The sequence below is a fragment of the Aliifodinibius sp. S!AR15-10 genome, from assembly GCF_031569985.1.
Taxonomy (GTDB): Bacteria; Bacteroidota; Rhodothermia; order Balneolales; family Balneolaceae; genus JAMQKA01.
This window is the reverse complement of record NZ_JAMQKA010000010.1, coordinates 15,544-38,843: the sequence shown is the minus strand read 5'-3', so window position 1 is coordinate 38,843 and position 23,300 is coordinate 15,544. Positions and strand designations below refer to the sequence as shown.

Below are 23,300 nucleotides of genomic sequence, written 5' to 3'. Positions count from 1 at the left end.
GTAGCTCATATCGTACAAATCCCTTACGAAGACTGCAAACTTAAGTTCCCTCATATTCCAACATCACCTTATCCAGCAACACTCCCCTTCCAATTGAAAATCTATTTTTAGCCTTGACTAAAATTAAATTTTGCCTGATATTTTAGTTGCAGCTAAAAAATAATTTTTACCAAGTTATCAATGAGATTTTACATTCTACTTTTATTATTGTCGATCGCGCCTCTAACACTCGTTCAGGCACAAACTGGAGAGATTAACGGAAGAGTTACCAGTGGCGACGAACCGGTGGTCGGAGCTAATATTGGAATCCAGGAATTACAGATCGGAAACTCTACCGATAAAAACGGGTACTTCACCATTAAACGCGTGCCGACGGGTACACACCAGTTGCGCGTATCTGCCATTGGATATGCCGCTGTTAGAAAAAAGGTCACAGTCGGAGAGGGGGAAACAATAGAGTTGAATATTGACATGGAGTCCTCCACCCTGGAATTGGACCAGGTGGTCGTTACGGGCACAATGCGAGAAACTTATGTAAAGGAATCACCGGTAAAAGTTGCCGTTGTTAATGCTCAAGGCCTGCAAAAGGGTAAGACCAGCTCCAACATCATGGACCTGATCAGTAATATCGGCGGTCTATCTACGCAATTGAACTGTGGGGTCTGCGGGACAAACGCCATCCGCATTAACGGGGTGGAGGGGCCCAACACGGCTGTGCTGATCGACGGAATGCCGATCATGGGAGCCCTGGCTTCAGTGTACGGTCTCAACGGCATCAGCCCCTCCATCATCGACCAGGTTGAGGTCATCAAAGGTCCGCAATCCACACTCTACGGTACTGAGGCGCTGGGTGGTGTTGTGAATATCATCACAAAAAATCCAAAAAACACTCCGGGCTTCTCAGCCGAAATTTTTGGCAAGAGCACAGAGGAGGGAAGTATTAACCTTGCGGCCACTCCCAAAATTGGGCGCTTCCAAGGCTTTGTCAGTGGTGACCTGCTTAGAATGGAGAACTATTTTGATCGCAATGATGACAATTTCAACGATGTAGCCAAACGATCACGCATAGCTTTATTCGGCAAGGGAACCCTGGCCGGACCGAATGGCGAGCAGATGTTGAACGTAGCAGCTAAACTGTATGATGAGAACCGTACCGGGGGAGTTAAGGCATTTTCCGATAAAATGCGGGGCTCAGATCAAATTTACGGGGAATCAATTTATACTAAACGAGCTGAGCTTTTAACTGAATACCGGCCCCTTGGATTCGATCAGCGGCTCCGTTTTAGTGGAGCCCTGACATTCCACAACCAGGACAGCTATTACGGAACGGATCACTACGACGCGCAGCAGAACATCGTTTATGGTCAGGCAACGTGGGACCAGCCTGTCACTGAATCTATTCAACTTTTGCTTGGATCAACTGTTCGCTACCAAACGTATGACGACAACACACCAGCGACTTCCGACGGCACAAACCATCGATTCATACCCGGTTTATTTGCACAGAGTGAGGCATCGATTGGTGATATCACGCTCCTGGCAGGTCTTCGGGTGGACCATCACAGCGAACACGGGTTTGTCACAGCACCCCGCCTCTCGGCAAAGTTTAGTCCTTCTGCAAGAACCACATTTCGGGCCAGCGGGGGAACGGGATTTCGGGTCGTCAACGTTTTCACAGAAGACCATGCAGCGCTAACAGGATCCCGTGAGGTGGTTTTTGCAGAGGATCTTGACCCGGAACAATCGCGTAGTCTGACTGCCAGCATTGAGCATGTATTTCCATTAGGCACAAATCCCCTGACTGTAAACCTCGATGGGTTCTATACCCACTTTACCAATAAAATCATTCCCGACTATGACCAGGATCCAAACCTGATTGTCTACGAAAACCTGGATGGATTCTCCGTTACTCGTGGGGTTTCGATTGACCTGGATCACAGCCTGACCGCCATCCCGCTAAGCTACAATGCCAGCTTCACGCTGATGGATGTATTTACAGAAGAAAATGGGCAACGGCAGTCCCTGACATACGCACCCGACTATATCGGGTCATGGGGCGCCAGTTACCTGCTGCGATTCCTGGATCTATCTATTGGGTACACTGGGAATCTCGTTGGTCCCAAACGGATGCCGGAAAACTATGTGACACAGTTTGGGCGCGACCGCTGGTCTCCCACCTACACGACGCATGATCTTAAACTTACCAAAGAGTTTACAAACGTAAACAGTGCAAACGGGGTAGGCTTCGAGGCTTACTTATCGGTAGAAAACATCTTTGACTACACGCAGGGAAGTCCACTGGTCGATGCCTCCGCCCCGTTTGGTCCGCAGTTCGATACCATTTACACCTGGGGCCCCATTGTTGGTCGTACCGTATCTCTTGGAACCCGATTAAATCTCAGGTAACTCACGAGGTTGATTATGAAAAATTCAACAATCATAAAATATGGACCCGTTCTGGCAGTAGTACTCCTGCTTTTTGCAATCAAACCTACCCCCGTGCACAGCCAGGAAATTCAATGGGCCTCCTTTGAAGAAGCCCTGTCAATTGCAGATTCTACAGGTCGTCCCATCTTGGTGGACGTCTGGGCTCCCTGGTGCGGTTGGTGCAAAAAAATGGAGAAAGAAGTTTATCCTAAAATACAGTCCAATTTCGAGAGACAATTCGTATTTACAAGGCTCAACCGCGACGACAATGAAACTCTTCTTTCTTATAAAAATCAACAACTAACGGCGCTGCGAGTGGCTCAGCATCTCAACGTACAGGAAGTTCCAGGATTGGTTTTATTAAATTCAAATGGAGAATATCTGTTGCATCTCTCGGGATTCAGAGAGGCTTCACAACTCCGTCCCATCCTGAGCTATATTGCCAGCGAAGCTTACCAGCGTCAGTCTTTTGAGGAGTTTCTATCAGAGGCTGGGTTATAGATTTATTTTAACGTGAGTTCGATATAAGGATCACAAAAATTATAGCTGTCATCGCGAGGAGGCGTCTTTGATAGTATTGGACTTTCATCTTGAGGTCGACGTGGGGATCTCCCCGTCCATTTTCTGTTCACCCGCCGGGAGATCGCCTCCGAAAGGTTTCGGGATCCCGATGATCACTTAATCCCTCTTCGCAATGACAGGTTCTGTCTCGAACTGATGCTAAATATTTTTGCATTTCAGAGGATATGCTCAATTAATTGAGACGGTCGTCTCACAGGCACTAAGATAGTAGTCTCAAGGTCTACGAGACGATGGTCTCGGTAAGTATAAGACGATGGTCTCACTACATATGAGATAGTCGTCTTGGTAAGCACGAGAATCTATAAAAAGAAGATTTTCACCAGGACTTATTGAAAACCCCTCGTGAGGAGGTCCGGCTTAACCTGAGTTGAACATATGGATATCGCGATGAGGCTTTGGTGTACGTGTTTGGCTAAACGATGCGGTCGGCCGGCGATCTCCTCATCCGTTTTTTGTTTACGCATGGGAAATTGCCGCTGGATTTCGCTGAATTCCTCACAATGACAGTTTTGTATCTCGAATTGACGTTATTTTAGGAGGCTGAACTACCAGTTATTCCAAATCCCCAGCGGATTTTCCATATTCTGTATTTTACGCATTACGTATTACTCATTACAAAAATGGACAACACGAGATTATTAAGCATACTAACTAAGCTGAGTATGTGACAAAAAATAATTCCAAGAGTCCTTATCCCGGCATTTCGGCGACAAAAATCTTATTGGCTATCTCGTATCCAATCGCCTGCTCGGTGTCTTCAAGCAGAATCGTGATCGGTCCGTTGAACGGGGCTTTATCCTTGACTTCCACTTTAACACCCGGCAGCATCCCAATTTTCTCCAGGTAGCGCAGTACCTCAGGATCCTGGTCTTTAACGCGGCTGACAATATATATCTTATCGGCCTTCGCATGTCCAAGCGGCTCGGCATCAAGTTCGGGCATGACTCCTTCTTTGGTGGGGATGGGATCGCCGTGGGGATCATGCGTGGGGTTATCAAGTAGCTCCGCAATTTTATCTTCAAACTGTTCGGAGATATGGTGTTCCAGTTTCTCCGCTTCATCATGCACCTCATCCCAGGAATACCCCATCACTTCAAGAAGGTAGAGCTCCAGCAGACGGTGGTGACGAATAATTTCAAGCGCAATTTTTCGGCCTGAGTTGGTCAGTGTGGCGCCCTTGTACGATTGATAGTCAACAAGTCCCATTTTGGATAAACGCTTTACCATATTTGTAGCAGAAGCGGAAGAGACATCAAGGGATTCTGCAATACTGGATGTGGTGGCACCGGATCCCTCAGATTCGAGGATATAAATTGTTTTCAGATAGTCTTCAACAGCTTGACTCAGAACCATGTGCAAAGCTTAATTTTAATTTCCAATCCTGGTTATACAAAGTTAAGTGAAAACGCATTTTCAAGATTACTTTTTAGATTCATTCAGATACTGCTCGAATTTTATTTGGCCAAACGCGTCGCTGCCAACGTAGGAAAGTAGGGATTTAAAAACATCAGCAGGTATAAACCCTGGTTGTTTCCCCAATATTTCACCTTTCCCATCCAGGAAAAGATGGGTCGGTGTACCAGTCACGCGGATAGAGCTTGCAAATTCCTTTTTGGTCATCTGTGTCCCGTTGAAGGTAATCTCTTTGTCGGACTCAATATCCATGCGCACAGGATAAAAGTATTCCTGCATCGCATCCTGCACCTCTTTGACGGGGAACACCTCATTTTCCATTTTTTTGCAGTATCCACACCAACTGGCCTCCATATAAATGAACACCTTCTTGTCAGAAGTATTGGCCAGTTGTTGTGCTTCTTTTAACGAATACCATGTTATACCCGCTTTTTCCTGAATTCCATCTGAATGATCGAAGCCAGATCCAAATAAAAACAAAAAGAAAGATAAAAGTATAGCTACCTGTTTCATATCATTTTGAATATAACGCAATTCATTGCCCAATTTATCTATTTTAACTTTCATTGTTAAGCTTTATTACCATCACTGTCATGTCGTCATGCTGCTTCGCCTGCCCGGAAAATGTGGTCACATCGTTCACCAGATCGGAAAGTATATCGTTGGCATTTTTCTTCACGCTGCTATTCAGCAATGTTTCGAGGCGTTTGGTTCCATAGAACTGGCGTGCAGTATTTAACGATTCGATAACGCCGTCAGTGTAGAGCACCAATAGATCACCGGCAGAGAGATCCAGTGTCTTTTCCTGAATGTTGTTATCAAACGACTCAGAGATCGTCAATCCAAGTCCCAGGCCGTCGGGCTGTAGCTGTTCTAAGGTACCGTTTTTAGAGGAAAAATGAAGTATGGGGTTATGACCAGCCCGGGCAAAACGGAATGTCTTCTCCCGTGTATCCACAATGCCATAAATCAGTGAGATAAACGTGCCGCGCCGGGCATTCTCATAAAACAGTTTGTTGGCCTTCTTCAGTACCTGGGCCGGGGACTCAGTCTCTCTGCAAAGGGTGTGCAGGATGCCCTTGGTAAATGTCATGTAAAATGCGGCTTGTATTCCCTTTCCGCTCACATCACCGATCGCCACACCAATTCGGTGATCATTAAGCTGAATAAAGTCATAATAATCCCCACCGGTTTCATAGGCCGGTTTACAGATGGCCGCCAGATCGAGGTTATTGATCGCCGGTGTACTTACCGGCAGAAATGACTGCTGTACATCCCGCGCAATCTGGAGCTCCTGTTTGATGCGCTGTTCCTGGGCCAGCTCTTCTACATATTCGGGCACATAATCGGGTAACGCCTGTTCTTCTTTTCCTCGTGTTACAAATAGAGTACCCGCCACTATTATTATCACCAGGAATGACAGGTAAAAGATAAAGAGGTATAGATCCGGCGAACCTGCAATCACCCACCCACTGGAGACCACCAATAAACAGTTGAACAAGAAATGTATTAACAGCAGCGTCAAGAAGTCCCAATACAGGTAAATGCCCACCATCACGGCCCCAAGAATACTTAAAAGCAGAAACTGTTCCGCAGTTGGTCCCGTGGAAAAAGGGATCGGTTCAATTATTGCTACCGCCAAAATCATAAAAATTGCGGCGATCCACTGGTTGGATGTTTGGGCATAGGTCTGTGAACCAACCACAAGAAATATGCTGAAGATGAGAATCAAGCTAAACCAAGTATTGTCAAAAATAAGGTAAACGGGTGGCCATATCACCTCGTGGCTCAAAATGGGTTCGTCCATGTGGATATACAGATCGGGGAATACCCAGAGCAATGCTGACCAAATACCTGCCAGCAAAAACGTGAGTATCACTGAACGAAGAAGTGCCTCACCCACCGGTTTATTGAAAAACATCCCTTGTCGCAGGTAATCATAACAATCCAGCTTTTTTGGCCAATTTTGACGGGTCACCGAATCCCCGACTGCCGATACAATGAAAAAACCAACCGAGGCTACTGCTCCGGTGATGCCCATGCTCAGGGCAATACCAACAAAATCGACCCAGTTTGCACCCTCCTCAAAAATATTGAACTCATGGACCTGGTTCAGGAAAATAATTACCGGCACAATAAAACCGGCAATAATGCTGAGCACCAGGGCCGATTTTGTATCGACCACCCGAGCGCGAATCCGAAAATAGAATATGATGATGGTCCCAATACCAAACAGGAAAATGCTGGCAATCGTAATTAATTCCGGAATCTGGGGACCTCTCTGACCGTTGACAAGTCGAGGATTGTAGCTGGCACTCAATCCCAGCAGTGCTCCAGCAGGTGTCACAGAGGCCTCAAGATTTACTTCCTGTCCATGTATCTTTTCCGTGGACTTATACTGGATCCGGGCAACCGCAGTTGACTCCAGTGTTTCGATACGGATGTTAGCTACAGAAAAATTTTCTACATCCCATCCTGAACGTTGCAGGTAGTATTCACACAACCGAAGCAGCTGTGAGCGGTCAAACGATTGCCCACTCCCAGCGGCTGTTTCCATTGCCTGGGTTGTTGTATCGTTATAGTCCTGCTCCAAATCAAAATGGAGACTTTCATACCAGCTGGTATCGGGAAGTGTTTCAAATATCGCCCGAAGGCTGTCAGAAGTAAAAACGTTTTGCAGGGCCTCTCGATTGACCTTCCGTTCAGGAATAAAGTCACTTCCGTTTAACAGTTCAATCCACTTGCCCGAGGATGAAAAACGAAGAATAAATTCATTAGGCCCTGTCTCCCTGTTTTCGGGATTATCTCCGAAAACAATTTCTCCTTCTTCATCACCGGGGATTTTCTTTCGAAAATGCACTTCCCAGTGGTAGGGATAAATATTAATGGTGGAGTCTTCCCGAAACAGTTCTATAGCATTCTTTCGCCCCAGGCTGAACTGAAGGCTGTCCAGCAATCGGTTATTTGTCCCGAAATTTACCTTCGAATGGTAGTTGCCCGTATTGAATCCCAGGGAATTCACTACTTCCGCCCCCTTCATCATTGCTAAAGACTGGTCCATGGATGAATCTATCATCCCTCGCGGGTCTTGGGAGCCATAGCTCATGAAAAACCCGAACAAGCTCAGCAAACCAACGGCAATAAAGAGAAAATCCCGAACGGAATAGCTTTCGTTTTGTTTAAGCAGCGACATGCGGTAGCGCCATAGATTAATTGCAAAAGAATTAATACACGCATGAATATGCTAAAATGTTACGAGAATATCTGAGAACTTTTCAGCAGCCAGGAGCCACCTAAAATTGATCAATATCTAAACCAAAAGGGATGTATTCTTTTTAAAAAACATCTTCCTTTGCGAGTTAAATTGACTTATGCTACCCCGTTGGTACTCCCGTAGGTAATGATTACAAACGAAATGCAGAGGACGGCAAGAGCGATAATCAAAAGCCTGAATGTACTTTTGGATACCTCTTTCCACTCTTTCATGAAAACCCCGACCAGGAAACTAAAAAAGATGAGCATTGACATGTGGAGCACCCAGCTTATAAACTGGAAATCCCCCATATTTACATGGCCTAATCCATAAAAGAAAAACTGCATGCACCACAAGGTTCCGGCCAAGCCGGAGAGGGTATAATTTTTGACCAGATCGCCATTCCCCAGGCCGTTATTTGGCATCATCTCTTTAAAAGTATTACGCTTGAAGCCCAAGACGGTAAACCAGACGACATTTACCACAAAGCATCCCGCAGTGGAAACAATCAGCTTTGCATTTCCTTCAAAAACACCAGCCCCTTTGTCTGCCGCCATATCGGCGATAGGTTGACCAAACTCGAGGGAGATATTGAACACGGCAGACAGTACTCCTGCAATAATCGTCAGGATAAGTCCGGTGGCCATATTAAAATTTGTGGTTCCGCCCAGCTCCTTGTCTTTACGGAATCCCGCCCAGCCGCAAACGATAACGCCGATAATGGAGAGAAGCATCCCCCCAAGAACAATGTCCGCACCCGGCTTTGAGAAATATTCGACCAGTTTACCATTGATCATAAGTGGAATTATGGTGCCAAGCACGGCTGAAATACCTATCGAAATGGTGTAGGTCAGGGAATAACCGATATGCGTTATCGCCATCCCGAACGACATGCCGCCAAATCCATAGAGGCCGCCGAGCAGGAACGCTCCCAGCACCACATTTGGGGAAGAGTTTTGAAGGATGGTAAAAAAATCAGGCACCGTCAATATGCCAAGAATCAAGGGTACCAGCAGCCAGGCAAAAACAGCCTGCACCAGCCAGAATGAAACCCACGACCACTGTTTTGTTTTTTCAAAAGGGGTATAGCAGGTTGAAGCGGCCATGCCGCCGATCGCATGCAGTCCTGTCCCGAAAATTGGACCAAGTATCATGATTACCTTTGTTATTTATTATTTCGATTCTTTTCGTTTTACAACCAGCAGATGGTCGCAGGCCAACACAATCTTATCATCCTGGTTAAAGACCTCCACATGCTCTGTTACCTGGCCGTACCCCGGGTTTTTGTGATCTTCCTTTTCAGATATGGTCACTGTGGTGTGGATAGTATCCCCGATAAAGACGGGATTAATAAACCGCAGCCGATCGTATCCTTTCGAGATCGCTTCAGGGTTTATTTCTGAGGCTGTCTGCCCAATAGCTACGCTAAAAATGAGAGTCCCGTGTGCAATACGCCGTTCAAACGACTGTTCCTTGCACCATTCGGCATCCATATGGTGAGGAAAAAAATCACCAGTCTGTCCCGCATGCATTACAATATCAGTTTCGGTAATCGTTCGCCCGAGTGTTTTCCGGGTATAATCCAACTCATAATCTTCAAAAAATTGTGATTCTACCTTCATAAAAATCTCCTACATCATTCAAATTTAATATTCACAATGAGTTTCACTTTCACGACTCTTCACCGGCCAAGTTAAATTCATTCAACGATATCCCACCCCTTCTGCTGCTGGTATAAGCCCCTTCGAGCACTGCCATTGTTTTCAGGCTATCTGCAACGCGCGTAGGAAGTTCTTTCGTCTCACCGGTGTGGTACCGCATCAAGCTAGACATCGTTCCGATAAACGCATCTGGGAACCAGCTTCCTTCCAACTCTTTGGTTTTCCACTCGTGCTCCCCATCTTCATCCAACAGGCAGTATTCAAATTTGTCGGGGACGCCTTCGGGGTAGTTCAACAGCAGGCCCATCTTGGCTTTTATGGCTCCCTTGGTTCCCTCCCATTTGATAAAACTTTCTTCATGTTTGGGACCAAATTCATGGTCGTGATTGGTATTGATAACCGCATGCAGGGTATCACCATAGTCAAACAAAATGGTAGTTCGTGAGGAGGAGGTTGATTTCTCCGGGTGCCGCAGCGTCTTTGCCATCACACTCTGGGGATCTCCCAGGAATGAGCGCACCAAGTCCAGGTAATGGATGCTGTGGTATAAAATCTCGAGTCGTTCCTTATTCATGACGCTGGGAAACATCGGCCACGGCGTGTGACAGGTCAGGCGGATCTCCATATCATACAGTTCACCGATAGCATCTTGTTCAACCAGGGAGCGTGCGGCATTCACGAACGGGGCATAACGCAACTGAAAGTTCAGGGCGGCATTCAGCTTTTTCTCCTGGCAGATTGAATAGATATGCCTGGCTTCGTCAAAACTGCTTCCCATTGGTTTTTGCAACAATACCGGGGTATTGTCAGGCAGCTGCTTTAATACTTCCAGAAAATAATCAGGAACCAGGGCCAAGTCATAAACGGCGTTATCCGGAGCCTGTGCTACCGTCTCAGCCACCGAATCGTACACGTTCTCGACATCGTACTCCCGGGCCAGCTTCTCCGCCTTTTCAACTTCGATATCCGTCAGGCTCCAGACTTCAAATCCCGCTTTTTGGTAGGCCGGCAGATGGGCATCCTTGACGATCCCACCGGCCCCGATGATGCAGATCGGCAATGGTTTTTCAGGAAGCTGCTGTTTGTAGTTGATATCCATTACGCTAATGCGATTTGTTCTATTTCCCGTTGTCCGTTCTCAAGAATTTGAGCCACCGGTTGATCGGTGTTCATTACATCAAGCACCACCTGGTCAATGACACCGGCGATCTCCGACCAGTCGTTACGACGGGGCAACTCGCGGGCGCTCCGGTGAAGTTCTTCCAGCCGATGATAGTACGGCACCGTTCGATTCACCTCTTCATCGCGCCAGGTAGACCGCCGGCAGCCGATCCCGCCCTCCAGGGTCAAGAACTTGTCATTTTGTGCATTGACAGCAAACCTGATAAAATCGTAGGCAATCTCTTTGTGTGAACTCCTCGCACCAATGGCATACACCCAGTATACATTCAGAGAAACCTCCTCACCCGATGGTCCTCGGGGAATGGTAGTAACATCCACCTTTCCTTTGGTAGTGGACTCTTCATGTACTTCACAGAGCGCTGCAAAACCGAACCAATTAACCATCATGGCAACATTCCCGCGGGCGAACGCCAGACCCGCCTTTACTGAATCGAACTCGGGGCAATTTGGATGGACGGCGGTGTCATCCTGAAGCATGGAACGATAAAACTCAAGACCTTTGCGAGCCTCCGCTGTATTAATGTTGATATTTCCTTCGGAATCTACGATCTCACCGCCGCGCGTCCAGAGTTGCAGGCTGAAGTCAAATACCGTGTTGTGTCCGTCGGGATAGGCTGCGAATACCGTTCCGTAAAGATCTTCTTCCGGCCGCTGAAAAAAACGGGCGATTGTCAGGTACTCCTCCCAGGTTTCGGGTGGTTTAAGTTCCCACCCGTATTGATCATAAAACTGTTGCCGCTCATCCTCATCTTCAAACAGATCTTTGCGATATACCAGGCATTCCGGCCCGTCGTGAAACGGGAGACCGACAACTTCATCTCCAAATGCTTGTAACCCGAGCAGGGAGTCTGACCATCCTTCAGGATAATCCTGTGGCGGATTTTCCTCGATATGACTATTCAGATCAAGAACAGATCCGGTGGCATGCGCCTCGGCCAGCCAGTCAGTGTTGAGGTACGCAATATCCCATTCCCCCTTTTTGAGGCCCCCTTCGCCCAGCGTTTTGGAGTGCAGGTCGGCCAGCTCCATGGGAACGGCTTCGAGCTTGAGCTTGCAGCCTGTCTTTTGACAATAGGCCTCCCATATCTTCTGCAGAGCAGTTTCAAATGGCTCAAACGTGCGCACTGCTACTCTTAGCGTATCGTTCTGCATGGTCATAGTTGGAAATTGAGTTTTCCCTATCTGTTTTGAATATGCTCTCGAATAAATTCATTCGAGATCTCCTCCGTATCTTCTCCAAGCTGGGGAGATCCTTTATCGGAAAAAATTGGCTCACCATCAAATGAAATGGGACACCGGGTTGTTTTATAGGAGTACCCGTCATCCATGGTCACCTCCTGTATCATATTCAACAGATGGAACCCTTCCTTGTCCATTAAATCATCCCAGGAAAGAACCTCGGCACACCAGATGTCGGCGGGCTCAAGGATATCCAGCCATTTCCGGGTTGTGCCTTTGGCCAGGTGATTCGCCAAAATTCCTTTGATCTCATCCCTTTTGTCATACCAGTCGGACTCTTCCTGGTAGTTCAAAAGTTCAGGACAATCCAGCAGCTTCCCAAGGTGAGGTATTGATCCCATCGCCAGGGCCATGTATCCGCTTTTTGTTTGATAGATGCCATAAGGGGCCCCGATGTAAGCATGAGCATTATTATTCTTGGAACGCTCTGCCGGGTGACCTCCATCATTGAAATAGGTTGTAATCGTTTCAAACTGGAAATCGACGGCAGACTCCAGCATACTTACCTGGACGAGTCCACCATCCCCGTTAATGCCCTTCCGGACCAGACACGCCATGATGCCCTGAGCAAGATGGGTGCCCGTCAATATATCCACAATGGCAAGCCCCATCGGCACGGGACCTTTATCACTGCTTCCGCTTAGCCAGGTCAGGCCGGTAAGCGATTGCACCAACAGGTCCTGCCCCGGTTTACTTTTCCAGGGACCTTCCGGACCATAGCCGGAAATTTCTCCGTAAACGATATCAGGTTTAACCTTTTTTACAGATTCGTAGTCAAATCCCAGCCGTTCCATCACACCGGGCCGAAAGTTATGCATCACGACATCAGCCCGCTCAATAAGTTGCCATACTTCACTGCGGTCAGCCTCATCCTTAAGATCAGCCACATAACTCTCTTTGTTACGATTAATCGCATGAAAAACCGATGATTCTCCATTCATAATGACATTGGAGATGTACAGATCTCGGCATATATCTCCCGTTCCCGGTCGTTCAATTTTGATAACGCGTGCACCAAGATCCGCCATTCGCAGACTGGCCGAGGGGCCTGATAAAAATTGGCTGAAATCGATGACTAAAATGTCCTCTAACGGCTTGTTCATTCTCTTTCACACACTACTTTCTAATTCTGGTTACTTTCTGCCCGGGTGATGAATTTGTTTAAGCTTGTTAACGTAATCATACACATTTACAAAAAAATCTAAACATTCCCCTATCATAGCGAAAACTCGCTGGCGATGGACTCATTGTGTTCACCCACGGAAGGTGCTGCCCTGGAACCATAAATTCGCTCCCCGTCAATTCGTATCGGGCAGCGCGTACTCTTGATCGCATCACCATTGCCAAGTTGCAGGCCCTGGTCCATCCGCAAGGTTTTGTATGCTTCTGAATTAAGAAACTCAGGATAATTATACACATCGGCACACCAGATGTCCGCCGGCTCCAGCAGGCCTAACCAGTGACTCGTGCTTTCTTCTTTAAAAGACCGGCGCAGATGCTCCATAATTTCATCCCGCTTGCTAAACCATTCCTTTTCTTCATATTTCAATACCGGTTCACAACCGATCTTTTGGCCCAGTTCGTGCAGGTGCTCCATGGCTATGGCAATATACCCATCGCTTGTCTCGTATATCCCGTAGGGGGCACGCAGGTAAGCGTGGGCATTCCCTTCCCTGGCGCGTTTGGGTTTCTTGTGGCCATCATTCAGATAGGTGGTAAGCACCTCAAATTGCAGGTCGAGGGCCGACTCCATGAGACTCACTTCAACCAAACTGCCCTCGTTGGTCTTGCCCCGTTTTATCAATCCTGCCAATATACCCTGCACCAGGTGGGCTCCACTGAGAATATCAGCAACAGACATCCCAAACGGGACGGGCGGGTCATCCCTGTCGCCTGAAAGGTAGGTCAATCCCGACATCGCCTGGACCAGCAGGTCCTGCCCCGGTTTTGTTGCCCAGGGACCTCGACTTCCATATCCGGTCACAACACCATAAATTATTCCTGGATTGATCTGTTTTACAGACTCATACCCGAGTCCGAATTTCTCAATTTTCCCCGGCCTGAAGTTGTGAGTAAGAACATCAGCTCGTGCCACAAGTTTTTTCACCTTTTCGAGATCTTCCGCATCCCGCAAATCTGCCGTGTATGATTCTTTGTCCCGGTTGATCGTATGGAACAAGACACTTTCATCACCGGCGAACAGGTTTTTAATGGACAGGCTTCGCCCTCCCTCACCTTCTCCCGGACGCTCTATCTTTATGACACGAGCTCCCAGATCTGCCAGTCTCAGCCCGGCAGAGGGTCCGGCCAAATATTGACAAAATTCGAGTACAAGTAATCCTTCTAATGGTTTCAAACTAAACTTTCTTTATATAACTGATTCAACTTTTCCAATATCTTTTCCTCGCTTCCGCCGTTCATGAGAAAATCACGTACAGGATCACCGGCATGATCCTGGAAATACAGGTAGCCGTCATAGCGTGGACGTAAAAAAGCACGCTCCAGGGCCGGAAGTGTATCTGCCATAAAATTTCCGCACAGGCTATTGGCGTAATCGCTTTTCCAGGCTGACTTATGGGCCGGCTGCCCCCCACTTTCTACATAAATGGACTGTTGGCACTGGGGGGAGGCCACGAATGCGGCATAATCACAGGCCTCTTTGATATAATCACTGCCTGCCGATATCGCAAGGCCGGTCCCCCCAAGGGTGGAAACCAGCTGCCCGTCTCCATTTATCGAAACCAGATCATGGAACTGAAGCTTTTTCCTTGCATAGTTCCGACGCGCATAATTGATATAACCATAGGCAAATGGACAATAGGCGATATCATCACCCTGTGTCATCGCCTCATAGGTTTTAATTGGGTTTCGATCAAAACAGGCTGGATCGATATGTGAAGCCAGCTCTCTCAGCAGTTGCAACGCCTTTTTCCCGACCTGCCGGCTGACCACTCTTTCTTTCGTTTGAAATGGATCTTCGCCAAAGGCCGTGCACGCCATATAAAAGTTCATCAACGAATCTATGGGTATAGCGGGAAATGCAACATATCCCTTTTGGGCCAGGTCAAGAACATCCTCGAATGTTTGTGGAAGCTCCAGCCCTGCTTCCTTCAACAGGTCGGGGCGGCTGGAAGCAACCGGGCACGCCGTATCTACTGGCAGCGCCCACTGGCAAACCCCATAGGCATAGCTCGGATAGCTGGCCCCTACACTGTTGGCTGCCTGATTCTCTAAAAACTCCTCTGACAAGTGGTCTTCCAGTGGAGCCAAAATCCCTGTCGCCGCCACATGACCAACCCACGGATGATCAATAATAAGCAAATCATAATCATCCACAAGCTCATCCAGCGGCTTATCTGCAAACTCCTGGAGTGAACGAGCCCGCCATTCAATCTCAATATCGGGATGGAGCTCACTGTAGCGCTGCGCTGTCGCCACCATGGGCACGAGTCCCCTGCTATGATTCCACGTTATTCCCTTAAGTTTTTTGCTGGTCATAACCAATAGAGATTCTTAAATTTATTTAAATATAAATTCAATATTTAAAAATAAAAAACTGATAGCTACTTCTTGTTCAATGCGTCAAAAATTATCGTTCAATTTTTAAATTTTAATTTTTAAGACTTTATTTGCTTAAACCTTTTAATTTCATTGAGTGATCGTATCATGAGGGTAATTCTGATTAACCTTGCTTAAAAAGGAACAGGATTCCATATAACCTCATATTTTTAACCACTCAGTACGTTTCAAATAATTACTTACTTTGACTTAAACTTTGAACACATGGCCAAAAGCAGTAACAGCTACCAGGCGCCTGCCCTTGAAAAGGGCCTGGATATTCTTGAACACTTATCCCAAAAAGCTACTTCCCTTTCCCAGACTGAGATAGCCGAGGGAATCAATCGCAGCACAAATGAAATTTACCGCATGCTGGTCTGCCTCGAAGAACGAGGGTACCTCATACGCGATGAAGTATCCGGTAAATATCGTTTGTCGCTTAAGCTCTACAATCTCTCGCATCGCCACTCACCGGTGGATGAAATACGAAAAGTAGCGGAATACCCGATGCAGAGACTCTCTGAGATCACCAATCAATCATGCCATCTCGGCGTTATTTACCATGACCAGCTGATGGTGATTTATCAGTCAAAAAGTCCCGGCCCCATCTCTTTGTCTGTTGAAGAAGGAAGCCTGTTTCCACTGCTTCTGACGGCATCCGGACGAACCTTGTTGGCCTTCATGAATGAACAAGACCGTAATAATCAGCTATCCAGGATACCGGACTTTCAAGAATACTCTTCCAAAGAACAACAGGAGTTCATTGATTCACTGAACAATATTCGCAGCCAGGGATATTACTCCAAACCCAGCGATGTCGCCCAGGGCGTGACTGATGTTGTGGTACCCATCGGGGACGGCAGCACCAAGGTGTTTGCCTCGCTGGCTGTTTCCATCCTGACCACCCAGATTGATGAGACAATCTCATTCGATAAAATTAGACAGTCGGCCCAGGACACTGCAGATCAAATCCTGGACAAAATTGGGATTAACCAAGTCCAGGATTGATTGCAATAAGTCGCCTGAAGATCAACCGTCTCCAGTTTCTATCTTCAGTACGGTTGCCATGTTTGCCGGTACTTCTGCCGGCAGCGTCACGTTCAATCCATCCTCTGAATCACTCCAGGCAAGAGTTTCATCTGAACCGATCAGATGTACATTTGTCACCTTTACAGGTTGTGAATTCTGCGAAAATGCCTGCAGCTGAAGTTCCTTTTCACCCGGTTGGCCCAGAAGGATGGCGTAAATAGTATTTCCTTTGGTAGTATATCGCACATCTTCAGCCGTATAGCTCAGTTCGTGATATTCTTCATCCGATTCTTCTTCACTCGTTTCTGCATCGTAACGGGGTCCTTCCCCATAGCGATACCAGGGACGTGTGCCGTAAACGGCTTCTCCATAGCGATCCAGCCACTGACCTATCGAAAGCAAAATATCCTGCTGGTCTTGTGGTATCGTCCCATCCGACTTTGGAGATATATTCAGAAGATACACCCCATTTTTGCTGACGATATCCACCAGGCTGTGCAAAATATCGCGGGCGGGCCGCAACTCCATATCCTGGGTATAGCACCAGCTGAACGTGGTGATCGGCTCCTCGGTCTGCCAAACCTGCTCTCCCAACCTGTTCATGCGTGATTTCTCATGATTACGCACGCTCACTTCTGCCGGCAGGTCATCAAATTTATGCAAGATCACTCCTTGCCCCTTCATGCCGCGCTCGCTGTTGTTCTCCCTAAAATGTCGAACAATTTCTTCGCGGAAAGGTTCATCAATATGGCCCATGCGCGTATCGAAGTAGATCATATCGGGATCGTAGCCCTCAATGACCTCATGCACCTTGTCAGCCCAAAGCCGGGAAAACGCTTCATCAGGACGGGCAGCATCATCTTCATGCCGCCAGGCTGCCTCCGAGACCTCCGGACCATAAAGCTCGGAATAGGCCGGGTCTGCAGCATCAACTGAGTCCGGATCCTTGTGGGTAGGATACCATCCCCAGTGCCATTGATGATGAAACGTGGTGATGAATTTTAGATCGTGCTGGCGAATCGCTTTTTCCATCGCATCCACCACATCGATTTCCGGTCCCCGGTCTTTGGCATTCCATGAGTTTACTTCGCTATCCCACATCGAAAATCCATCGGCATGCTCTGCCACTGGACCGGCAAACCGTGCCCCCGCTTTTACGAACAGCTCAGCCCAGGCATCCGGATCAAACCTCTCTGCTTTAAACATCGGCACAAAATCTTTATACCCGAACTCATCAAGCGGACCGTAATGTCCCAAATGGTGTTCATTGGCCTTGCTGCCGGGAAAATACATGCTTCTCGAATACCACTCACTGTGATAGGCCGGAACGGTATACACACCCCAGTGAAAGTAGATGCCAAACTTGGCGTCTTTAAACCACTCAGGGGTTTCATTTTCCAAATCCTTCCAATTCACGTTGGTGGATTCGGTATCCTGGCTACAGGAAGAAAGTGAAACTGCCAGGAATAGACTCAATAAAAAAAAGTTATAAAATCTCATTTTACGCATTTGAAGTTGCATATGAATACAAACCTCTTCCCATTACAGGCCAAAGAATCTGTTTTAAAAGATTATAGAAGTGTGGAAGGCGAATAAAAAAATGGCTCCTCCCCTTAATGGTAATTAACCAGGGAGAAGCCATCCGGGTACTATTAATAACCGGGGTTTTGACTCAAGTTGGGATTCGCGTTCAACTGCTGTTGCGGAATGGGAAATATCTTCCGGTAGTCGGGACTTTCACTTTTCCATTCCCACGTTCCGTTTGTAAAATCGCTAAACCGCAGCTGGTCGTGACGTCGCCAACCCTCACCAGCAATTTCACGGCCGCGTTCTGCGAGCATCTCTTCCATGGTCAGCGAGCCTGTTGTGTACTCATGCTGGGAAGGATTATCAAATGCCCTGGCTCTAACTTGATTTACCAAGTCAACCGCCTCCTGGGTGGCATTTCCGCCATTTAACCTCATCAGTGCTTCTGCTTTGAGTTGCAGCATATCACCGTAGCGGAAGACAGCAAAGTCATTGGAGAGCGTCCAGCCCTGGGCATCAGTGTAGTCATATTTCATCAGGCGGGCCCCTTCATTTTCATGTGCATTTTCCAGGGAACTAATATTAACCGTATACACCAGTGCAGAATCAGAAGGAAGCTCCTGGTTATTGTAGAGCGTATCACCACTTGGTGTGGTTTGTACACCCGTCAGCCACATATCCTTGCGGACATCAGCCTCATCAAATGAATTTACAAATGACGGTACACCGGCATATCCGTCCCAACCGCCGTTCTGCATGTTGAATGCATTGTGACCGTTAAAGTGGATGCCCCAGAAGTGGAACTGCAGCATGGCACCCCACTCAGTAGTGTACGTGTTGTCATAGGGAATGACGAAGATATTTTCTTCTGATCCCTGGTTTTCTACTGCGAAATTTGAAAAATAATCGCTGGCAAGAGAAAACTGACCCGAGTTGATGATTTCATCAATCGCGTTAACGGCATCCTGCCACCGGCTTGTGCCGGTATACACTTCGGCGTTCATGTATAACTTAGCCAGGGTAGCGTATGCAGCCCACCGGTGGAAACGCCCGTAGGTGCTGGTGCTCATTTCCGTGCGGAGGTTGGGGATCGCAGCAAGCAATTCCTGCTCCACAAAATTGAACACTTCTTCCTGGGTACTGTTGGAAGGAGCCGCTTCGGCGTCTTCAAAGCTGGTTACCAGCGGTACGTTGCCGAACATGTCCAGCGCCGTAAAGTACCAGAAAGCTCGAAGGCCCCTCAGCTCGCTGAGTATAATTTCTACAGCCTCGCTTTTCTCTTCAAGCTGCTCGAACTGGGCAAGCAGCCGGTTACAGGTGTTGATGCCGCTGAAAATGTCATTCCAGGCGATATTGGTATTACCCTCTTCGGAATGCCATTGGTGCCGTTGATAACGCTGATACATACCGTCGTTGTACCAGTGGCGTCCCCGTGTCGGGAGTACCAGTTCATCACTGGTGAACTCATTGACGCCCCAGATTCCAGCTACCTGGGTGTAGGTCCTGAGATCCGAATAGGCTGGACCCGCGGCTGACAGTACTTGCCGCTCAGACTGGAAAAAGTTGTCCTCGGTTATCGTGCTGTGCACATTTTGTGACAGATCATTGCACGATACGAGTGCGATCAAACTAACTATAGTTATATATAAAGGTAATTTCTTCATCTTACTGCAATGTTTAGAATGACAAATTGAATCCTAACGTGAATGTTCGGGTACTTGGGTAATCCTGTCTGCTATCCAATCCAGGTGTCAATCCACCAATGGAAACCTCAGGATCGATTCCCGAATAACCTGTAATCAGGAAAGCGTTGTCTACGGTGAAAAACAGGCGGCCGTTTTTGATGCTGGCTATATTTTCGATAGGCAGCGTGTAGCCGAGCGTAATATTGTCTACCTTGACAAAATCACCATCTTCTACCTGTGAACTGTTGAATTTGGGGTCATCCCAAAGTTCAGAATCCATGGCACTTTCCAGGATATTATTCGGCAGGAATTTGGGGTTGTCGTACCAGATACGCTTGTGATTGATAATCTGGTGGCCAAACATTCCGCGCATCATCACAGAGAAGTCCCAGTTCTTGTACTGGACGCTGCTTGTGAGACCGGTATAGAAATCGGGAACACCGTTACCGATGTATGTACGATCATCCGGCGTGTACGCCCCGTCGTCATTCAGGTCTGCAAAAATCCATTCTCCATCCTCCGTCAGGCCCTCGTACTTATAGCCGTGAATACTTCCGATAGACCGGCCGGGCTCGTATCGGTGGCTCCATGCTTCAATTCCCGGAGAACCGATACCACCGACATTTCGGTATTCCAGCTGATACTGATCATTTGAAAGGGTGAGCAGCTCGTTTTTACGGTACTCTACATTGAAGTCGACACTCCAGTTCCAGTCACTGTTTTGAATCGGCACCGTATTCAGGGAGAACTCTACCCCTGAGTTACGCATCGAACCTACGTTGGCAAAAGTGGTTGTGTAGAGATTCGGCGGTGTTGGTACATCATAAGAGTGCAGAAGGTCTTCAGTATCACGCTGATAGTACTCAACAGTACCGCCCAAACGACCGCTCAATAGCGACCAGTCGAGTCCAACGTTCAGCTCCTCTTTGGTCTCCCATCTCAAGTTGGGATTCGGGTTGCTTGCCGGCTGGTACCCGGGCACAAACTGTCCTTCATAGAAGTAAAACCCGGACTGCTCAAAACGGAGTAGCGGAATGTAGGGGCTGATGCCCTGGTTCCCCGTCACTCCAAATCCAGCCCTTAACTTAAATAGGTCAAAATTGTCGAACAGGCCTCCGAGATTTTCATTTGAGATATCCCATGCAGCGGAAACAGCCGGGAAAACACCCCATTTGTTCTCGCTACCGAACTTGGAGGAACCTTCATACCGTACGCTGGCAGTTAAGAAATATTTTTGATTGAAATTGTAATTACCGCGACCGAAGTAACCGACCAATTGACTTTCCTCTTTAAATGATCCCATGCCGGCTCGCCCTTCTTGCAGGTAGGTACCGGAACCGAGATTGTTGTAGGAGAACCCGTCCGTAATAAAGTTGGTATTCTCGGCATCAAAGCCTTCATCCGTAAATTGCTGGTAGGAATATCCACCGAGCAGATTAAAGGAGTGAGCTCCTACACTTTCCTGCCATTCAATGGTAGACTCAAAAGTCCTGGTATTGCTTCGTCCTGCTGCCCGCTCAGCACTACCGTTGGTACCTGCACTTTCCTGCGGATAGGAATAGCTGGGCTCATAGTACCCATTGAGCCATTTATTTGACTCAAGTCCCGCAACGGCCTTCACGGCAATATTATCTGTTAGATCAAGCGTGGCAGAAAGGTCACCGCTGAAGTTCGTATTGCCATCCTCATTCTCCCGCTCAACCAGCATTCCAACGGGGTTTTCATACTGCCAGGCACCAATGAACTCCATAAACTCGCCATTCTCATTATACACCGGCTCGGTAGGATTTCTTTTAATGACCTGGCGAATCGCATCATAGTTTACAGGATTAGAATTTGCATCGGCAATGCCCAATCTCAAATCCATCTGCAGCCGGTCATCGAGTGCAGATTGCTGCAAATTCAAATTGGCACGGTACTGCTCCTGAGCAGAGTTCAACATTATTCCTTCTTGGTTGGCATAGTAAAGAGAGGCACGATAAGTTGTATTCTCCATACCCCCGCTAAGCGCCAAACTATGGATCTGACTGAAAGGCTTTCGCGTCACTTCATCAAACCAGTCGGTGGACGCACCGTAGTCGGTCATGCTCTGCGCCACATCCGGGCGCGTTGAGGATAACTGCTCCTTCATGGATCGGTATTGATCGGCACTCAACACGTCAATTTCGCGGCTAACCCGCTGAGTGGAAAATTTTGCTGAATATTCTACTTGTGTTTCTCCCGGCGTACCCTTTTTGGTAGTAACCAGAATCACACCGTTGGTGCCGCGCGTTCCATAAATAGCAGCAGCGGAACCGTCTTTCAGAATATCAATAGACTCGATATTGTTGGGATTAATTGCGTTCAGATCACCGCCCGGAATTCCATCGATAACAACCAATGGCTCCTGGCTAGCACTCAGGCTCGAAGATCCCCGAAGCCGTACTTCAAATCCTGCTGTAGGATCTCCACCGTTAGTGGTGGTCACCGACAATCCTGAAACCTTACCCTGCAGCAAGCGCATGGGATCGGTCACAGCACCTTCGTTAAAATCATCCGGCGTCACCGAACTCACTGAACCGGTCAGTTCTCGCCGCTGAACAGATCCGTAGCCAATTACAACCAGCTCTTCACCGCTGATCGCCTGTGGCTGAAGTCGAATATCAATAGTGGTTCGCCCGTTGATGGGAATTTCCTGCGTTTGGAAACCTACAAATGAAGCCACCAACGTGTCATTCAGTGAGGGAACAGATAACTCATAATTCCCATTGGCTCCTGAACTTGTACCGATGGTGGTCCCCTTTACCAGGATGTTAACCCCGGGCAGAGTTTCACCACTTGAACCGTCAACCACCACTCCTGTAATGGTTTCATCTGCCTGGGCCTGGGCCGTGGCAGGTATGATGGCTAGTGGCAACAGCCACACAATGCTAAACAGAAATGCAGTCCTGCACTTCCTTCCTAATCGATTATAGAGATGGTAGAGATTGTACTTTTCCCTCATAATTATCCCCTTTAATTTAGTTTGTCCCATATTCATATTTAAAAGTTAATTTTAAATAAAAAATTAATCGGGAATAATGCAACAATTTTGTTTCACTTTTTTCCGCATCTTTTAGAAGGCCCAGGATGAGGTAAAGTGATGGGTTTCCCTTGTTTCCGAGATGTTGAATTGTTGAACCGTTGAGTGGTAAGTTGGAGGTCAAAAAGTCGAAGGTCGGAAGGTCTTAAAGTCAAAGATCATAAAGCCGGAGATTAAAGGTTGGTTAAAAGGCTTTACTTTTTCAGCTCTTTGTTAGAGAGAAATGCTCCCGGTTTTCCATCTATCTATTGCTGTAAAACCCGACGTAAAAGTAGGAAACGACAACTATGCTGGTCATCCCCGAAGCCCCCTTCGGATATCACACTCAGCTTCTCACAATTCCGATGCCCAAAGGGGGACTCCTTATTTTCGGTGGATTCTAATTCAACATGAACAATTCATAGCACCAACATCCGGCCTAACGTAAATTTCGCTGGAAAAGAGAGCAGAGCCGGAGCGTGAAGAAATCATTGTTGTTTGAGATCCGCGTATTCCGGCGGATCGAGTTTCAATGATTTTAGCGGAGGTGGAGTGAACGCAAGGATAATTTACTCAGCCAGCGACTTTTTTCGTTCATTTTTTTATCACTAAAAAAATGAACAACACAATAAGAGAAAGGCTCCCGTCTGTTAATTAGGAGCCAATCTTCCATTAGTTGTCGATTTTTGAGCCGCCAAAAACCG

At 47.4% G+C, this 23,300-nt stretch carries 16 protein-coding genes; 3 read left to right on the top strand and 13 right to left on the bottom strand.

Annotation, left to right across the window (positions count from 1 at the left end; genetic code table 11):
* Positions 1 to 180 precede the first annotated feature (180 nt).
* Together NC796_RS08665 and NC796_RS08660 are read left to right on the top strand one after the other, a co-directional pair.
* Positions 181 to 2,406, top strand: a complete 2,226-nt coding sequence (locus NC796_RS08665) for a TonB-dependent receptor (protein WP_310683981.1) — start codon at positions 181 to 183, stop codon at positions 2,404 to 2,406.
* 15 nt (positions 2,407 to 2,421) lie between these two features.
* Positions 2,422 to 2,928, top strand: coding sequence for a thioredoxin family protein (locus NC796_RS08660; protein ID WP_310683980.1), 507 nt, complete (start codon positions 2,422 to 2,424; stop codon positions 2,926 to 2,928).
* A 771-nt stretch (positions 2,929 to 3,699) separates the two neighbouring features.
* Here the strand turns inward: NC796_RS08660 and NC796_RS08655 are convergent.
* The 10 genes from NC796_RS08655 to NC796_RS08610 form a co-directional block, all read right to left on the bottom strand.
* Positions 3,700 to 4,362: a metal-dependent transcriptional regulator gene (locus NC796_RS08655; protein WP_310683979.1), complete on the bottom strand. Its 663-nt coding sequence runs from the start codon at positions 4,360 to 4,362 to the stop codon at positions 3,700 to 3,702.
* A gap of 66 nt (positions 4,363 to 4,428) precedes the next feature.
* On the bottom strand, positions 4,429 to 4,989 hold the full coding sequence (locus NC796_RS08650; protein ID WP_310683978.1) for a thioredoxin fold domain-containing protein: 561 nt from the start codon (positions 4,987 to 4,989) through the stop codon (positions 4,429 to 4,431).
* A complete protein-coding gene (locus NC796_RS08645) occupies positions 4,979 to 7,615 on the bottom strand; it encodes a PP2C family protein-serine/threonine phosphatase (protein WP_310683977.1) in 2,637 nt (878 codons plus the stop codon). Before NC796_RS08645 ends, NC796_RS08650 begins: the two co-directional genes overlap by 11 nt.
* Before the next feature lie 176 nt (positions 7,616 to 7,791).
* Positions 7,792 to 8,829 (bottom strand): L-rhamnose/proton symporter RhaT, encoded by a 1,038-nt coding sequence (locus NC796_RS08640; protein ID WP_310683976.1) that lies wholly within the window; start codon positions 8,827 to 8,829, stop codon positions 7,792 to 7,794.
* Positions 8,830 to 8,847: 18 nt separating this feature from the next.
* The gene (locus tag NC796_RS08635) at positions 8,848 to 9,297 is read right to left on the bottom strand and encodes a MaoC/PaaZ C-terminal domain-containing protein (protein WP_310683975.1); all 450 of its coding nucleotides are present in this window, start codon (positions 9,295 to 9,297) and stop codon (positions 8,848 to 8,850) included.
* A gap of 49 nt (positions 9,298 to 9,346) precedes the next feature.
* Complete coding sequence (locus NC796_RS08630) at positions 9,347 to 10,435, bottom strand: Gfo/Idh/MocA family oxidoreductase (protein WP_310683974.1); 1,089 nt, start codon at positions 10,433 to 10,435, stop codon at positions 9,347 to 9,349.
* Positions 10,435 to 11,676, bottom strand: coding sequence for a sugar ABC transporter substrate-binding protein (locus NC796_RS08625; protein WP_310683973.1), 1,242 nt, complete (start codon positions 11,674 to 11,676; stop codon positions 10,435 to 10,437). Before NC796_RS08625 ends, NC796_RS08630 begins: the two co-directional genes overlap by 1 nt.
* Before the next feature lie 20 nt (positions 11,677 to 11,696).
* On the bottom strand, positions 11,697 to 12,860 hold the full coding sequence (locus NC796_RS08620; RefSeq protein ID WP_310683972.1) for a CaiB/BaiF CoA-transferase family protein: 1,164 nt from the start codon (positions 12,858 to 12,860) through the stop codon (positions 11,697 to 11,699).
* A 113-nt stretch (positions 12,861 to 12,973) separates the two neighbouring features.
* The gene (locus NC796_RS08615; protein WP_310683971.1) at positions 12,974 to 14,113 is read right to left on the bottom strand and encodes a CaiB/BaiF CoA-transferase family protein; all 1,140 of its coding nucleotides are present in this window, start codon (positions 14,111 to 14,113) and stop codon (positions 12,974 to 12,976) included.
* A complete protein-coding gene (locus NC796_RS08610) occupies positions 14,110 to 15,255 on the bottom strand; it encodes an extracellular solute-binding protein (protein ID WP_310683970.1) in 1,146 nt (381 codons plus the stop codon). The genes NC796_RS08615 and NC796_RS08610 overlap by 4 nt, the downstream gene beginning before the upstream one ends.
* A 285-nt stretch (positions 15,256 to 15,540) precedes the next feature.
* Between NC796_RS08610 and NC796_RS08605 the strand changes: the two genes are divergently transcribed.
* Entirely contained in the window at positions 15,541 to 16,323 is a 783-nt protein-coding gene (locus NC796_RS08605; RefSeq protein ID WP_310683969.1) for an IclR family transcriptional regulator, read from the top strand.
* A gap of 21 nt (positions 16,324 to 16,344) precedes the next feature.
* Here NC796_RS08605 and NC796_RS08600 read toward each other — a convergent pair whose 3' ends face one another.
* From NC796_RS08600 to NC796_RS08590, 3 genes are all read right to left on the bottom strand, one after another.
* Positions 16,345 to 17,844 (bottom strand): alpha-L-fucosidase, encoded by a 1,500-nt coding sequence (locus NC796_RS08600; protein ID WP_310683968.1) that lies wholly within the window; start codon positions 17,842 to 17,844, stop codon positions 16,345 to 16,347.
* A gap of 152 nt (positions 17,845 to 17,996) precedes the next feature.
* The gene (locus tag NC796_RS08595; RefSeq protein WP_310683967.1) at positions 17,997 to 19,535 is read right to left on the bottom strand and encodes a RagB/SusD family nutrient uptake outer membrane protein; all 1,539 of its coding nucleotides are present in this window, start codon (positions 19,533 to 19,535) and stop codon (positions 17,997 to 17,999) included.
* 13 nt (positions 19,536 to 19,548) lie between these two features.
* Positions 19,549 to 22,539, bottom strand: a complete 2,991-nt coding sequence (locus tag NC796_RS08590) for a TonB-dependent receptor (protein ID WP_310683966.1) — start codon at positions 22,537 to 22,539, stop codon at positions 19,549 to 19,551.
* Between the last annotated feature and the right edge of the window lie 761 nt (positions 22,540 to 23,300).

Coding starts and splice junctions, on each gene's coding strand:
- NC796_RS08665 (WP_310683981.1), top strand. CDS start 181: ATGAGATTTTACATTCTACTTTTATTATTGTCGATCGCGCCTCTAACA.
- NC796_RS08660 (WP_310683980.1), top strand. CDS start 2,422: ATGAAAAATTCAACAATCATAAAATATGGACCCGTTCTGGCAGTAGTA.
- NC796_RS08655 (WP_310683979.1), bottom strand. CDS start 4,362: ATGGTTCTGAGTCAAGCTGTTGAAGACTATCTGAAAACAATTTATATC.
- NC796_RS08650 (WP_310683978.1), bottom strand. CDS start 4,989: ATGAAAGTTAAAATAGATAAATTGGGCAATGAATTGCGTTATATTCAA.
- NC796_RS08645 (WP_310683977.1), bottom strand. CDS start 7,615: ATGTCGCTGCTTAAACAAAACGAAAGCTATTCCGTTCGGGATTTTCTC.
- NC796_RS08640 (WP_310683976.1), bottom strand. CDS start 8,829: ATGATACTTGGTCCAATTTTCGGGACAGGACTGCATGCGATCGGCGGC.
- NC796_RS08635 (WP_310683975.1), bottom strand. CDS start 9,297: ATGAAGGTAGAATCACAATTTTTTGAAGATTATGAGTTGGATTATACC.
- NC796_RS08630 (WP_310683974.1), bottom strand. CDS start 10,435: ATGGATATCAACTACAAACAGCAGCTTCCTGAAAAACCATTGCCGATC.
- NC796_RS08625 (WP_310683973.1), bottom strand. CDS start 11,676: ATGACCATGCAGAACGATACGCTAAGAGTAGCAGTGCGCACGTTTGAG.
- NC796_RS08620 (WP_310683972.1), bottom strand. CDS start 12,860: ATGAACAAGCCGTTAGAGGACATTTTAGTCATCGATTTCAGCCAATTT.
- NC796_RS08610 (WP_310683970.1), bottom strand. CDS start 15,255: ATGACCAGCAAAAAACTTAAGGGAATAACGTGGAATCATAGCAGGGGA.
- NC796_RS08605 (WP_310683969.1), top strand. CDS start 15,541: ATGGCCAAAAGCAGTAACAGCTACCAGGCGCCTGCCCTTGAAAAGGGC.
- NC796_RS08600 (WP_310683968.1), bottom strand. CDS start 17,844: ATGAGATTTTATAACTTTTTTTTATTGAGTCTATTCCTGGCAGTTTCA.
- NC796_RS08595 (WP_310683967.1), bottom strand. CDS start 19,535: ATGAAGAAATTACCTTTATATATAACTATAGTTAGTTTGATCGCACTC.
- NC796_RS08590 (WP_310683966.1), bottom strand. CDS start 22,539: ATGAGGGAAAAGTACAATCTCTACCATCTCTATAATCGATTAGGAAGG.